The sequence below is a fragment of the Pseudoalteromonas sp. MTN2-4 genome (assembly GCF_042848605.1).
Classification (GTDB): domain Bacteria; phylum Pseudomonadota; class Gammaproteobacteria; order Enterobacterales; family Alteromonadaceae; genus Pseudoalteromonas.
Genome location: NZ_BTGK01000005.1, coordinates 242,132 through 255,731, shown reverse-complemented (window position 1 = coordinate 255,731; position 13,600 = coordinate 242,132). Strand labels below are relative to the sequence as shown.

11 protein-coding genes are annotated in these 13,600 nt (G+C 43.2%); 4 read left to right on the top strand and 7 right to left on the bottom strand.

Features of this window, described 5'->3' with window-relative positions; translation table 11 throughout:
* The first annotated feature begins 545 nt into the window (after window positions 1-545).
* From ACGHEH_RS14125 to ACGHEH_RS14115, 3 genes are all read left to right on the top strand, one after another.
* Window positions 546-1,757 carry a lanthionine synthetase C family protein gene (locus ACGHEH_RS14125; protein WP_390446410.1) on the top strand — a complete coding sequence of 404 codons (1,212 nt, stop codon included), beginning with the start codon at window positions 546-548 and terminating at the stop codon, window positions 1,755-1,757.
* A 9-nt stretch (window positions 1,758-1,766) separates the two neighbouring features.
* Window positions 1,767-4,946, top strand: coding sequence for a lantibiotic dehydratase (locus ACGHEH_RS14120; RefSeq protein WP_390446408.1), 3,180 nt, complete (start codon window positions 1,767-1,769; stop codon window positions 4,944-4,946).
* Between the two features lie 219 nt (window positions 4,947-5,165).
* Window positions 5,166-5,681 carry a hypothetical protein gene (locus ACGHEH_RS14115; RefSeq protein ID WP_390446406.1) on the top strand — a complete coding sequence of 172 codons (516 nt, stop codon included), beginning with the start codon at window positions 5,166-5,168 and terminating at the stop codon, window positions 5,679-5,681.
* Between the two features lie 25 nt (window positions 5,682-5,706).
* On the opposite strand, the gene ACGHEH_RS14110 is transcribed toward ACGHEH_RS14115, so the two are convergent.
* Window positions 5,707-6,948, bottom strand: coding sequence for a serine hydrolase domain-containing protein (locus ACGHEH_RS14110; protein ID WP_390446404.1), 1,242 nt, complete (start codon window positions 6,946-6,948; stop codon window positions 5,707-5,709).
* 134 nt (window positions 6,949-7,082) lie between these two features.
* On the opposite strand from ACGHEH_RS14110, the gene thpR reads away from it, so the two are divergent.
* Window positions 7,083-7,610, top strand: coding sequence for an RNA 2',3'-cyclic phosphodiesterase (thpR, locus tag ACGHEH_RS14105; protein ID WP_390446402.1), 528 nt, complete (start codon window positions 7,083-7,085; stop codon window positions 7,608-7,610).
* On the opposite strand, the gene ACGHEH_RS14100 is transcribed toward thpR, so the two are convergent.
* The 6 genes from ACGHEH_RS14100 to ACGHEH_RS14075 form a co-directional block, all read right to left on the bottom strand.
* Complete coding sequence (locus ACGHEH_RS14100) at window positions 7,602-8,621, bottom strand: helix-turn-helix domain-containing protein (RefSeq protein ID WP_390446400.1); 1,020 nt, start codon at window positions 8,619-8,621, stop codon at window positions 7,602-7,604. The two genes, thpR and ACGHEH_RS14100, sit on opposite strands and share 9 nt — an antisense overlap.
* Entirely contained in the window at window positions 8,618-9,268 is a 651-nt protein-coding gene (locus ACGHEH_RS14095) for a glycoside hydrolase family protein (RefSeq protein ID WP_390446398.1), read from the bottom strand. Before ACGHEH_RS14095 ends, ACGHEH_RS14100 begins: the two co-directional genes overlap by 4 nt.
* A 28-nt stretch (window positions 9,269-9,296) precedes the next feature.
* Entirely contained in the window at window positions 9,297-10,088 is a 792-nt protein-coding gene (locus ACGHEH_RS14090; protein WP_390446396.1) for a hypothetical protein, read from the bottom strand.
* A 46-nt stretch (window positions 10,089-10,134) separates the two neighbouring features.
* Window positions 10,135-11,415 (bottom strand): LysM peptidoglycan-binding domain-containing protein, encoded by a 1,281-nt coding sequence (locus tag ACGHEH_RS14085; RefSeq protein ID WP_390446394.1) that lies wholly within the window; start codon window positions 11,413-11,415, stop codon window positions 10,135-10,137.
* Window positions 11,416-11,561: 146 nt separating this feature from the next.
* Window positions 11,562-12,404, bottom strand: coding sequence for an S-formylglutathione hydrolase (fghA, locus tag ACGHEH_RS14080; protein WP_390446392.1), 843 nt, complete (start codon window positions 12,402-12,404; stop codon window positions 11,562-11,564).
* 62 nt (window positions 12,405-12,466) lie between these two features.
* Window positions 12,467-13,597 (bottom strand): S-(hydroxymethyl)glutathione dehydrogenase/class III alcohol dehydrogenase, encoded by a 1,131-nt coding sequence (locus ACGHEH_RS14075; protein ID WP_130254874.1) that lies wholly within the window; start codon window positions 13,595-13,597, stop codon window positions 12,467-12,469.
* Window positions 13,598-13,600 lie beyond the last annotated feature (3 nt).

The window sequence follows — 13,600 nt, the reverse complement described above, 5'->3', positions numbered from 1 at the left end:
CAGACTCGTCTCTGCTTCCTAAAAATGCAACACCAAATATTGCAGGCGGAATAAACACAGGGTTTAACAAATGTGGTGTTCCTAGTCTCAATTGTGGAATAGATACCATGAAGTGTCTTCCAGATCCAACGCATGGTTGTGCGACAGTTTCTTGTGGCTCTTGCGCTTGTGATTCTATAGGTGGTGATTGTAATACAAACACTTGCTTCTAGTTTAGTAATGGCTGCAATTGCTTAATGCCGTTGCAGCTTTTAAAGTTTAATTTTTTATTATATTTCTATACTGCAAAATTATTAGCAAACAATAATATGTTATTAGTTTCTTACTTAATCAAAAGCTTTGCCATAAGGTTTAATGATATACAGTGTAACCTTATAAAATAAAGTAATACCTTCATAGCCTTCACTATATTTATCTTAAATCTTAAATCTTAAATCTTAAAATAATTAGCCTATAATTGTTGAGGCTTTTGATGTGTGCTAGTAAGGTATCTATCAGTTGTTGCAGGAATAATAATTAAATGGTGTCTTCACCTAAGGATAGATATGCCAACACAAGCGATTGCATCGTTAGAGCAAGCAGCTCAGGTGCGCGAAATAATTAAAAGCTTGGCCGAAAAAGTGAGTCAAGGCCTTCATAATGTAGAAACCAACGGTTTGTTAAGTGGCTTAGCTGGCCATTTATTATTCTTATACAATGCGTATCGCATTGACCCAAGTTTTGTTGATGAAACGCTATTCTCAGAAAAACTAGAAAAGCTGCAAGAAGAGCTAGAACAGCAAGGGTTTGAGCTCAGTAATGGTCTTGCTGGCCAAGCTTGGGTTCTAGAGTATCTAAATCAAGCTGACATGGAAGACTACGATCCTGAGTTACTCTGCGATATGGATCAAATCTTTTATGATGCTCTGAATTTCCAGCCATGGCCGGGTGAAATAGAAACTGTACTTGGGCTTGCGGGTTATGCCCCGTATGCTGCAAGGCGCAGCAAGCAATCAGATCAAGCAGCTTTATATGGTGTGATAGTCGATAACTTTAACAGCGTAGCACAGCAAGTAGATGACAAACTAATAAGCTGGTCTCAACCTGAGTATTCGGTCTACCGCTTCGAAAAAGAAGATCGTAAGAAGCCAGAGTACAATCTGGGTTTAGCGCATGGTGTGCCGGGGATCATCGCAGCGCTTATTCCTGCTCTAAATATAGATGCCATTAAAGATAAAGCCGCTCAGTTAGTCACGCAGTCTTGTGACTGGTTACTTACCCAACAAAACCCAAACCATGAAGAAGAACACTGCTATGGTTCATGCTCTGGTGGCGAGCACAAATCGAGACTCGGTTGGTGTTATGGTGATCTGACAATCGCATTAACCCTTGCTCGTGCAGGTCACGCACTAGATAGACCGAGTTATGTCGACGAGGCACGTAGAATGGCGTTAAAAGCGGCAAAACGTGACGCCGAAAGCGGCTTTATCAATGATGCTGGCTTATGCCATGGTTTCGTTGGTCTTGTCAGCATCTACCAACTTTTAAATCAACTTATGCCCCACCCAGAGCTTGAGCAAGCCGCAAAATATTGGCTTAACTACAGTCTTGATCAGTACCAAGAAAAAGGCCTTGAAGCATTTTACTCATACAATGGTGAGACTAAGGAACACAATGAGGACTTTGGTTTCTTAATGGGCTATGCGGGTGTTGGTGTTGGCTTTATCTCAGTATTGAATGATGACCTAGACTGGGCTGAATGTTTACTGATGGCATAAGGAGTGCCTATGTCGAATAACAATAATCAAAAACAAGAAAACAAACCAATTAAGCATGCGCCGTTTTTTGTCATGCGTACGCCGCGCTTATCACTAGAGCACTTAGCTGAATTTAGCTCTGAGACAGCTGATACTAATGCTATTTTAGAGAGGTGGTTAGCAATTGAGGGAGTGGAAGAGGCCATTTATCTTGCAAGCCCCTCCTTACTAGAGCGTATTGAGCAATGGCGAACAAAGCCGGAATCAAAACAAGGTAAAAAGGTTGCGCAAGCTCTACTCAAATATATGTTGCGTATGTGTGCAAGGCCAACGCCTTTCGGCTTATTCTCAGGCATCTACAAAGGTGAAGTGAGTGACACAACCGAGTTTGTGAGTGCGTCACATACTCAAGATAGTCGTAAGACGCGCCTTGATATGTTTTATCTGTCGGCATTAAAAGAGCATTTTGTGAAAGAGGCACAACGTGCCGATAACTTGATGTATCGTCCAAACCCTTCTCACTACTTTGTTGCCGAGCAATGTCGTTATATCGAGAATTATCTCTCTGAAGACAGCATGCAGTATCGTTTAAGTGCGGTAGACAGTGATGAATATTTTCAGTGTGTACTTAAGCTTGCAAAAGGCGGCTTGAATTTTAATGGTCTAGTCGATGCTTTTTGCGCACAGTATGCTGAAGCCGAAAAAGAAGACGTTGAAGCATACATTCAAGATCTGATTGACGAAAAAATACTTCAGGCCGATATCCCGTTGCCGCTGACGGGCGATTCACCAGATTACGCTCTTTTAAAGTCATTACAAGATATGGAAGAGTTAACAACAGCAGATCAACTTGCAACGGCTCTGTCCATGATTGAAAAGCTCGATAACGAGAAAAGTGGCGAAATTAAACCTTATAAGCAACTGCTTGAACACTTTCAGAGCATGCCAGTTAAAGCGCAAGAAAATAAACTATTTCAAACAGACGTTTATCGCGCCTTTGAACAGTGTCAATTAAGCGCTCAAGAAGTACAGCGGGTGCAAAAGCAACTTGAGCTATTGGCTGAATTAGGCGATACAAGTAAAGCTAACCCATTGAGTAACTTTATCACTAAGTTTAATGCTCGTTTTGAGGGTCAGTTTGTACCGCTTGATGTGATCTTAGATGACGAGTCAGGTATTGGCGTTTCAAATGAAACCGGATACGAAGCCCCGCTGGTGGCAGGTCTAAACTTAGTTAAGGGCAATCAAGGCGCGGGTGAAGCGCCAAAACCGACTTTGCTCAATCAGATTATTGAAGAGGCATTGAGCTTACCGGCGAATCGTAGCAAAGACAGCATAGTTCTAAAGAGCAAAGAGCTAAGAAGCAAAGTAAACAGTAAAGAGCCCGTTAGCAAAAACTTCCCAGCCTCTTTTTCTGTGATGCTCAGTGCGTATCAAGACGACAGGGCAAACCCTGTGTTCAAGCTGGGCGGTTGTGCAGGTCCATCATCAGCTAACTTGCTAGGTCGCTTTTGTCACTTAGATGATGGCTTAAAACAGTCTGTGATTGATGAGTTAAAAAAAGAGCAAGCACACTCAGACAATGTCATTTTTGCTGAAATTGCGCATATGCCAGAAGGTCGTCCAGGCAACGTTATCGCACGACCACATCTGCGTGAATATGAAATCGTATTTATGGCAGACAGCAGCTTAGACAGTGAATATCAAATTCCACTCAGTGATTTATTTGTCTGGGTTGAGGGGCAAAAAGTTAAACTGTGGAGTAAGCGTTTAAATAAGCAGATCATCCCTCGTTTATCATGTGCACATAACTACTCAGCGCGCAGTTTAAGTGCTTATAAGTTCTTATGCATGTTGCAACACCAAGAAGGTCGCGCACCGAACTTCGGTATGCCAGGTAGCACCGCCAATGACGCTTTTGTGCCTAGAGTGATGCTTGATAATCTGATCTTAAGTGAAAAAACGTGGCGTATTGACCGTAAAGAGCTCGAAGCCATCAATAAAAACGGCAAATTCTCATCTGAAAAGCTAGAGGCATTATTAGCCAAGTATCAGCTTGATCCACAGGTGTGTTATGCCATGGCCGATAACGTACTTCAGCTAGACCTGCGTCATCCAGATATGCTGGCGGTATTACTATCAGAAACCAAGGGGCAGCCTCGCGTTGAGCTAAAAGAAGTCCTAACGGCGCAATATGCTTCGCGTGTTGTCGACACTCAAGGTCAGCACTATAACAACGAAATGGTGATCCCATTATTCAATGGTAATGCCCCAATACACCATCATTTCTCTGACGATCCACTTGCAAATATCACAGCCAAGCCGATTAAACGTCGCTTTAGTGCTGGCTCAGAATGGCTAAGCTTGAAGATTTACTCTGGTAATTCAATCGTCGAGCAGCTATTAACTGAAAAGTTATTGCCATTTATTGCTGAGCAGCAAGGTGATTTTGAAAAATGGTTCTTCATTCGCTATGGCGATCCTGACTGGCATTTACGTTTGCGTTTCTATGGCGAGCCAAGCAAGTTATGTGGTCAGTTGTTACCTAAGTTGAATCAGCTACTCGATCCTATGGTTGAATCGGGCGAATTGCATAAGGTTGAGCTAATGACTTACGAGCGCGAAGTAGAGCGCTACGGTGGTCCAGAATCTATGGCACTGATTGAGTCATTATTCATGCTAGACAGTGAATTAATTGCCCGTACTTGTGGCTTAATTGATGAGTATGGTGAAGACATTCGCTGGCGTGTGGCGCTGCAGTGCACCGATAAACTGCTTAATTTGTTCAATTACAATGATGAAGGCAAGTTTAATTTAATCAGTGGGTTGAGAGCCGGTTTTGGTAATGAATTTAATGAAACCAGTCATCTGCGCAAGCAACTAGGCAATCGTTATCGTGACTACCAAACTCAGCTAGAAGATGACTTTGTGAAACTCGCTGACTTGACTCAGTTACCTGACGATGAGGCCCAAAACGCGATTGCTCAATTGCTTAACTTATGGCAACAGCAAGCACAACCAGTCGTTGCGCAGCTCAATGAGATGCTAGAAGAAGACAAGCTCAACTGTAGTCGAGATTCACTGCTGAGCTCTTTGCTACACATGCATAACAACCGTATGTTTAAAGCCTATGGTCGTGAGCAAGAGCTGGTGATCCATGACTTGATGCGCCGTAAATATTTCTCCGCAGACAAAGGCCAAAGCCACTAACAGGCTATCGCAATTCAATATTTAAAAAGCACTGTTTTTACAGTGCTTTTTTATACTCAATAGTCATGTTTATCAGCCTAAACATCGGTAGCACCGACTTTATGTCGGGTCTGTCTTTATCTCCACCTTAACAGCATTGCTTTCATTTCTTGCTTATTGTCTATTCATCAAATGCTGACTAACATTACTATTCCAAACTGCTTGGAAAGACATAACAACATGAAAAAAGCATTTATATTAATTATTTCTCTGTTACTCAGCATACCTACATTTGCAGGCTCACTGGTAAAAGAGTTACAGGTATTTGAACCTTACCTTGGTACTTGGCAGGCAGACTTTGCAGTGCCAAAAGGTCAACCTGCCATGCAAGATGTCAGTAAGTGGGAGCGCGCACTAAACGGCACCGCGATCCGCACCCTGCATTCAATTAATGAGGGTATGTATGGTGGTGAGTCATTAATATTTTGGGATAAAACTAAACAAAGCTTAGTGTTTTACTATTTCACAACCGCAGGCTTTTATACCCAAGGCACCATGGAGGTATTACCCAATGGTGCGTTTGTGGCCTATGAAGATGTGACAGGGAGCAAGGACGGCATTACCAAAGTGAAGTCCACCAGCCAGTTCGTTGATGGTGAGTTTAAAGTCTCGACACAATATCTCAAAAATGGCGAATGGACTGCGCCTGAATCTCGCAGCTATCAGCGCAGTGACCAGCTGGTGAAGTTTAAATAGGGCACTATTAACAAACTTTTTCTTTTTACAGGGCGGGTGTTATGCCCTGTAAAATGACTTCTTCTGCAAGTGCAGTTACAACTTCACCAAAGTCCCAAAAAACTTCAGTATTGACGTTTATATTGGCCGCTATGCTCAGAGATAGCTCAGGGATGACAATAAGCATAGACTGCGACCCTCGAGAGACCCCGCCATGATGATAAACCTTATGTTTACCTTGCATTAAATGATTTGCCTCTCGCCAGCCCAGCGCATAATTTTGTGGGTTTATTTCACCATTGTTAAGTTGTTGCGGTGTCCACATGGTATCGACAGTGGTTTGACTTAAAAAATGCCTATCTAGGTAACCACTGCCAAGTTTTACCAAATCACTAGGTGTACTGATAAATCCTCCTCCCGCTAGACGATGACTCAAGTCGACATTGCGCCATGGTATATAGCTTGTTTGCTGCCCTTTGTTATTAAAATAAAAATCAACAAGGTGTTCGGCCTCTGCTTCTAACCCTGTATTAGTCATATCAAGGGGCTGCCAGATGCGTTCACGCATAGCGTCGATAAAGTCTTGCCCTGATGCGGCAGCAAGTAGTGCGCTCAGCAACACGGTGCCGTAACTTGAGTAATAAAACTGTTCACCGGGAGAGTAAAGTAGTTCACTGCCGTCAAAGCCTTTTAGCGCCTCAAGCGGTGTTTCAAAATGACTGGTCAAGGCCATTGAGTAATACAATCCCATCAAGTCAGTATTGCGTTTGTAATGCGGTAAACCAGAACTGTGTGAGGCAAGCTGCCTAGGTGTCATTGCCGGCCATAGTGGGTTTGGGTTGAACCCTAAATAGTCTTGGATCGGGGTATCTAAATTGAAGTTGTGCTTATCAATCAATTGTGCCAACATTGTTGCTGTTATAGCCTTTGATGTGCTGCCAATTCGAAATTGATGTTCAGTCGTCAATGGTATGTTGTTCTTTAAAGACGCATAGCCAACTGTACCCGACCAAAGCGGTTTGCCTTGGTAGGCAATGGCTGCTGATAGCCCTGGTGCATGGCTTTGTTCTCTGTACTTCTTAAGAATATTAATGAGCTTTGCTTCATCGAGTTTAGTCTCACTATGCGTATGACTTGTTTCTGGATGAGGGGAGTTTGGCAGCGCATAATGGCTTGCAAATAAAATTGGGGCTTTTCCACGATAGGCTGCCCAATCGTAAACGGGTTTGAATAACCAGATCAGTAAGGCAATAATCAGGCATATAAAGGTGATAATTTTGTTTTTCATAACAAGCTCTCATGGAATGTGATAGAGCTAATGTATTGAAAGTTTTGCTATTAAATCTTGCCGATAAATAAAAATGCTGGCCGATAGTTAAAAGAGTAAGTTTATTTATTAAAAATGATAATAAAGAGGAAGCTATGAGTGAAGCAAAGCGCTTGTTTTTTGGAATTGGGTTAGATCAGGGGATGACTGAGCACCTTGAGGCTTGGCTTGCAAACTCTGTCACCGCAAAAAAGCCACATACTAAGCCCAGTAATTGGCATCTTACTTTGGCTTTTTTACCGAATGTGTCTGCTGAGCAGCAAGCGCAATTAATTGAGTTTGCTCGCGCGCTTCAAGTGGCTCGCTTTTCTTTAACGTTTAGCGAAACTGGCTATTGGGCACACAATGGTATTTTTTATTTGAAACCTGACTTCATCGCGTCACAACTTAAAGCTTTAGCTGAGCCATTAAGAAGCATAGGCACTGAACTGGGTATTTATGATAACCCTTATGGGTTTTCGCCTCACATCACCTTATACCGAAGTCATAAGCCATGTCCTGAAGTAAAGCAGGCAATCTCGTCTTGTTCACTTCAGGTCAACCAGTTTCACCTTTATCACTCGCATCGAACAGAAGCCGAGGGGCTCATTTACGAGCCGATAGAGACCTTTGATTTAATCTAAAAATAACTGCTTTCGATATTGGCTAGGTGTGGTGTTGAATCGCGCCTTGAACGCGCGATTGAATGGCCCGATAGAGTTAAACCCGGCATTAAGTGCGAGCGTTAATATTGGTGTATTTATCTGCTCTGCTTGCTTAAACTGCATAACCACATGATCTAATCGATGATGGTTTAAAAACTGACTAAAGTGATTAAAGCCAAGTTGCTCATTAATATATTTTCTTAACTGATGAGGTGGCACTGCCATGGCTTCAGCAAGTTGCGCAATGGTGAGTGTTGGTTGAAGATAGATTTGAGCTGCCAACTGCGCATTGAGTTTATCGGTTAAAGCACTTGAGGGGCTAATTTTAGGTTGTCCAAGCTGAGTTACTGAAGTGAACAACCAATCTTTAATCGTCAGTAGGCTGGCAAATAAGGCTATAAACACGACCACGGCATTGCTCAACATAAACCAAGATTGACGACGCCATGGCGAGTCAGTGAGTTCAAACACTAACAGCAACAAACAATAAGCGACTGATAACGTTGCCAATACAATACGCAACCGTCTTCTGGCATCGACTAAATCATCCTGAAAGCCCCACATACTTAAGCCTATTGCGGTAAGTAAAGCGATGGCCTCTAATAAGTGCATCACTTGGTGAAATGGTGCCGATATATCGGTGAGGACAAATTGCCAAAACAAAATCAGCACAAGTATGAAGATACCGGCTTGACTGGCTTTGTGTGAAAGCCAATGCGGAAAGCGAGCATGGAAGGTGCGCCAAAAGGTCAGTGCGAGTACAAAAGGAAACAGCTCAGTTAAAAAGAGAAACACGCCTCTGGCTGGGTTAAACCTTAACTCATGAATGGGCTGAGTCAGCAATAGAAAGCCTGTTAAAGACAGCGAAAGTGCCAACGCTAAAAGCCGCTCGCCTCGGCCAAGCTTGTGCCAAAGTAAGGTGCTCAATGTCAGCATGATACCAACACTCGAAAAACGCAGTAATAGGTCGAAGAGTGTTAGGCTTGTCATGGCAGTAGCTTATTTTTGATACGGCTCGTTATCCAACTCAATACTGAAGGCTTGGTAGTAGGAGATGAAGTCTTCGAGGCCTGTTTAAAAAGCTGCTCTGTTGCTGCATTACGTTCACTTTGAATATGTCTACGGCTGCATTCTTGGGCGGCACAGTGCCAGTCTTGTTGCTTAATGGCTTGGTGTAGTTTCGGCCAGTTTTTCGCTAAATGCGGAGTGCCTAAATTAAAAGCCATATCGAGCAAAGCATATTGGGCACTTAGTGGCATTTGTTCAAATTGGCAGTTAAAACCGCTTTGTTTGCTAAAGACCTTGTTCAATTCTTGTTTAAACTGGACGAGGTGTGTGTGCAGGAACTTATCAGTTTCATGGCTGGGTAGTGTCAGTTCACAAAACTGCGCATACCAACTGGCCTTATAACCTGACTTTTGTTTGCTTATCTTTTTATATTCGGCTTGTTTTTCGCTATTACTGGCGGGCTTTCCTGATTGTTTATGGACTAGATTGAGCGCACAAAACTGTTGTGTGTTTGCCATTAAGAATCCAACCCCTATGGTGGGATTGCCTCTGCTATCTAAATAGAGATGGGCGATTTCGCCCTCAAAGCGTTTTAGTTGCTGTATAAACTGGGTGTCGTTACTCGGCATAACTACTCATACTGTCGAAAAATACGGATTATTCGGTCAATGCTTGTGTTTCTTCCTGCTTAGGAAGGTCACAACTTTGTACCTCTTCAATATTAGACTTTTCATCAACAATATAGCAATGCTTTAAGATAGAGCAGTAGCAAGCGTTCACTTTTACATCAAATATGCTTTGATCAATTTGCTGCCAAAGACCCGAGTTAAAATTGGTCTTTTGCATCATAAAAACATTAAATTCTTCACCGTCGGCAAGTAAAAAGTTAGTGGTATCGCTTGAAGCAAACCAGCCGAATGCGTTGCGGTAATTAATGTCTCTTTGATCTTGCTCTATCTCAGCAAGCGCTTCTTTATATGCGTTTAACGAGCAGCAGCTATCGAGTAACTCTTCAATGTGAAAATGGTTCTCATCGTTATAAATGTACTCGATGTAATGGACCATGGCAGGGCCGGTGCCAGAGTTAGAAATATTGATATTAATATATTGTTTTTCTTGGTTAATATCGAAATTAGAATAGCCCATTTTTAGCCAAGGTAGGGTTTCGGCTTTAAGCTGACGTTTAGCGGCGGCAACTTGCTCTTGCGAGGCTTTTGCTTGTAGATAAGTGGCATAAAACGAGGCAGCAGAAATGACAATGGCACACACTGCGAGCATAGAGTTTATCTTTGAGCGGGTAAGGCCTTTTCTCGGTGGGCGCTTTGCTCTGAGCTTATGCTTTTTATCATCGTGATGATCTAGCACGGCTTGCTCAGAGAGCGCATGGAGTGTCTCTTGGTTTGAGTCTGAGGCCTGCTGCGTTTGTTCTTGTTTGGGTTGTTCGCTCATGTCCTTGCCTTAACGTGTTATTTTTATTGTTTTATTTAAATCGTATTTAAGGTGCGGCTAAGAAAATCGTTAACTTATCGCCAATCCGTAAAACGTCTTTCGATAAGCTATTCCACTGCTTAATTTTACTGACCGTAACATCAAAGTGTCTGGCGATGCGCCATAGGCTGTCACCTGACTTAACTTTATACTCAATTTGCTTATCTGCCAAAATTGGCAGCATTAAGGTGTCGCCTGCGCGAATACGGCTCGATTTTAATTGATTAAAGCTTTTTAATTGCGAAACCGTAATCGAGTGACGCTGGGCGATAACACTCAAACTGTCACCGCGGCGAATGGTGTACTTTTGCCATTGTTCACTTGGCATTTCGGGTAAGTTCGCGACATAATCTTGCCAGTTCTTACTTTCGCCTATTCTTAAAACTAAGTGTTTAGGGCCGTCTAATAACGCTGGGAAACGGGTATATCCCGGGTTTAATACTTCAAGCTGCGCCCACTTCTTTTTGTCATCTAAAATTACCCCATGACGCATATCAATCACATCTATGGTTGGCTGGTTGGCGATTTTTGGAAAGGCCATTTGCTCTTCACGAAGCAGTTGTGCGGCAGCTAAAAGCTTGGGTACATAGTGACGGGTTTGCCTAGGCAGCTTTAAATAGAAGAAGTCGGTCGATTTGCCCTGTTTCTTATTATTGCGAATGGCACGTGCAACACGCCCTTCGCCTGTGTTGTAAGCGGCAATAGCATGGTACCAGTTGCCATCGAAGCGTTTGTGCAAATAGGTTAAAAAATCGAGTGCGGCATTAGTGGCATCAATCACGTCTTGGCGACCGTCATACCAAGGGCCTATTTTTACACCATAATGCTTGGCGATAAGCGGCGTCAGTTGCCAAAGGCCGGAAGCATGCTTGTGCGAGTAAGCGCTGGTATCAAAATCACTCTCGATTAATGGCATCAAAGCCAACTCAATTGGCAGACCTCTGCGCTCAACTTCATTGACGATGTAATACAAAAACGGCTCGGCGCGCTTTGTAATAGTTTCCATGTAGTTCGGGTGTTTTAAATACCAGTCCACACGGTTTTGCACACGTTCGTGATGAGATGGCGCAAATTGCAATTGAATACGAATACGATGCCAAACATCTTCAGCTTCACTCGGTAAGATATTTTCAACGAATACCGGTGCCACTGGCTCACTTGGTTCTGTGAGTGCGTTGTCTTCTACTGGAGGCGTATGAACAAGGGGTTCTTCAACTTCAGTGGGGGAGTTGGTTAGACTGGCACAGCCTGATAACAGTAGAAAAAGAGAGATAAATACAATGCGCATGAAGATTCTTTTTAGTTAGAGTTATTTTTGAATATCACAACAATTGTATAGAAGTTAGTTACAGGGGTTAAGTGAAAATTTTTATGGGGAAGAGAGCGATACGGTAGGCGCGACTTTACGTCGCGCACTCTGTAAAAGCCGTTTAGTTACTTGGCGTTTAAATGCTGGTGGTGAAAGCGCAGGTGGTCTTCTATGAAACTGGCAATAAAGTAATAGCTGTGGTCGTAGCCTGCGTGCATTCTCAGCTCACACTCGGCATCGACTGACTTAGCTGCGGCAATTAAGTTTTCAGGTTTTAATTGCTCTGCTAAAAAGCCATCTTCGCTACCTTGGTCAACCAAGATTGGTAAACTCGGTTTACCTGCTTTTAAAAGCTCAACACTGTCGTATTCAGCCCAAGCTTGCTTGTTGTCGCCTAAGTACGCAGTAAAGGCTTTTTCACCCCACGGGCACTGCGTTGGGTTAGTGATAGGGCTAAATGCAGAGATTGAACTAAAACGAGATTGGTTTTTAAGGCCGATCATCAATGCACCGTGTCCACCCATAGAGTGACCGCTGATTGCTCTCTGTGAAGTTACCGGAAAGTTCGCTTCAATTAAGTTTGGCAATTCATCAAGGATATAATCGTACATTTTAAAATGTGTCGCCCAAGGGGCTTGCGTTGCATTAACGTAAAATCCTGCGCCTTGGCCTAAATCATACCCCTCATCGTTTGCCACTCCCTCGCCACGTGGGCTGGTATCAGGCGCTACTATGGCCATGCCTAATTCTGCTGCAATACGTTGAACTCCGGCTTTTTGCATAAAGTTTTCGTCTGTGCAGGTTAGGCCTGAAAGCCAATACAGCACAGGCACTTTATGGCCTTCGTTCACCTGCGGGGGTAGAAAAATAGCAAAGCGCATGGCGCAGTTAAGCACCTCAGACTGATGAGTATATTGCTTATGCCAACCACCAAAGCTTTTGTTATTACTGATATTCTCTAAGTTCATTTTTGATATCCATAAAGAACAAAGAGCTTGTTTATACAAGCTCTTTTGGGGTGTTGAACTGTTTACTTATTGTAATGAATCACCGAGCGAATGCTCTTACCTTCATGCATCAAATCAAAGGCTTCATTGATGTCTTCAAGGCCCATAGTGTGAGTAATAAAGTCTTGTAAACCAAACTCACCCGCCATGTAACGCTCAACGATTTCAGGTAACTCTGAACGGCCTTTTACACCACCAAATGCGCTACCACGCCATACGCGGCCAGTAACCAGTTGGAATGGACGCGTTGAGATCTCTTGGCCTGCGCCTGCAACACCGATGATCACTGACTCACCCCAACCTTTGTGACAACACTCAAGGGCTGAGCGCATAACGTCAACATTACCAATACACTCAAATGAAAAGTCTACGCCACCGTCAGTCATATCAACAATCACTTCTTGAATTGGTTTATCGAAGTCTTTAGGGTTGATACAGTCTGTTGCGCCTAATTTTTTTGCTAAGTCATATTTGCTTTCGTTGATATCTACACCAATGATACGACTTGCACCTGCCATGGTTGCACCAATGATCGCTGAAAGACCAATGCCACCTAAACCAAAAATCGCTACTGTGTCGCCTTTTTGTACTTTTGCTGTGTTCAGTACCGCACCCATGCCGGTTGTCACACCACAACCTAATAAACACACTTCTTCAAGCGGTGCTTCTTTGTTTACTTTGGCTAAAGAGATTTCAGGCAATACTGTGTACTCAGAGAAGGTTGAGCAACCCATGTAGTGATAGATTGGCTGACCGTCTTTGTAGAAGCGCGTTGTGCCATCTGGCATTAGGCCTTTACCTTGCGTTTCACGTACCGCTTGGCACAGGTTGGTTTTACCAGATGTACAGAACTTACACTCACCACATTCTGCGGTGTAAAGTGGAATCACATGGTCGCCTACTTCTAGGCCAGTTACACCTTCACCTACTTGCTCAACGATACCACCGCCTTCGTGGCCTAAAATTGAAGGGAAAATACCTTCAGGATCATCACCTGATAACGTAAATGCGTCGGTATGACATACACCCGTTGCAACGATACGCACTAATACTTCGCCTTTACGCGGCAGCATTACATCGACTTCTTCGATTTTAAGTGGCTCATTTGGGCCCCATGCGACGGCCGCCTTAGATTTAATAAATTGATCTGCCATGTT

What these genes read in the sequence shown, in the direction of transcription:
- ACGHEH_RS14085 (WP_390446394.1), bottom strand. Translation starts at nt 11,415, where the DNA reads ATGCGCATTGTATTTATCTCTCTTTTTCTACTGTTATCAGGCTGTGCC.
- ACGHEH_RS14100 (WP_390446400.1), bottom strand. Translation starts at nt 8,621, where the DNA reads ATGACAAGCCTAACACTCTTCGACCTATTACTGCGTTTTTCGAGTGTT.
- ACGHEH_RS14120 (WP_390446408.1), top strand. Translation starts at nt 1,767, where the DNA reads ATGTCGAATAACAATAATCAAAAACAAGAAAACAAACCAATTAAGCAT.
- fghA (WP_390446392.1), bottom strand. Translation starts at nt 12,404, where the DNA reads ATGAACTTAGAGAATATCAGTAATAACAAAAGCTTTGGTGGTTGGCAT.
- thpR (WP_390446402.1), top strand. Translation starts at nt 7,083, where the DNA reads ATGAGTGAAGCAAAGCGCTTGTTTTTTGGAATTGGGTTAGATCAGGGG.
- ACGHEH_RS14090 (WP_390446396.1), bottom strand. Translation starts at nt 10,088, where the DNA reads ATGAGCGAACAACCCAAACAAGAACAAACGCAGCAGGCCTCAGACTCA.
- ACGHEH_RS14095 (WP_390446398.1), bottom strand. Translation starts at nt 9,268, where the DNA reads ATGCCGAGTAACGACACCCAGTTTATACAGCAACTAAAACGCTTTGAG.
- ACGHEH_RS14075 (WP_130254874.1), bottom strand. Translation starts at nt 13,597, where the DNA reads ATGGCAGATCAATTTATTAAATCTAAGGCGGCCGTCGCATGGGGCCCA.
- ACGHEH_RS14110 (WP_390446404.1), bottom strand. Translation starts at nt 6,948, where the DNA reads ATGAAAAACAAAATTATCACCTTTATATGCCTGATTATTGCCTTACTG.
- ACGHEH_RS14115 (WP_390446406.1), top strand. Translation starts at nt 5,166, where the DNA reads ATGAAAAAAGCATTTATATTAATTATTTCTCTGTTACTCAGCATACCT.
- ACGHEH_RS14125 (WP_390446410.1), top strand. Translation starts at nt 546, where the DNA reads ATGCCAACACAAGCGATTGCATCGTTAGAGCAAGCAGCTCAGGTGCGC.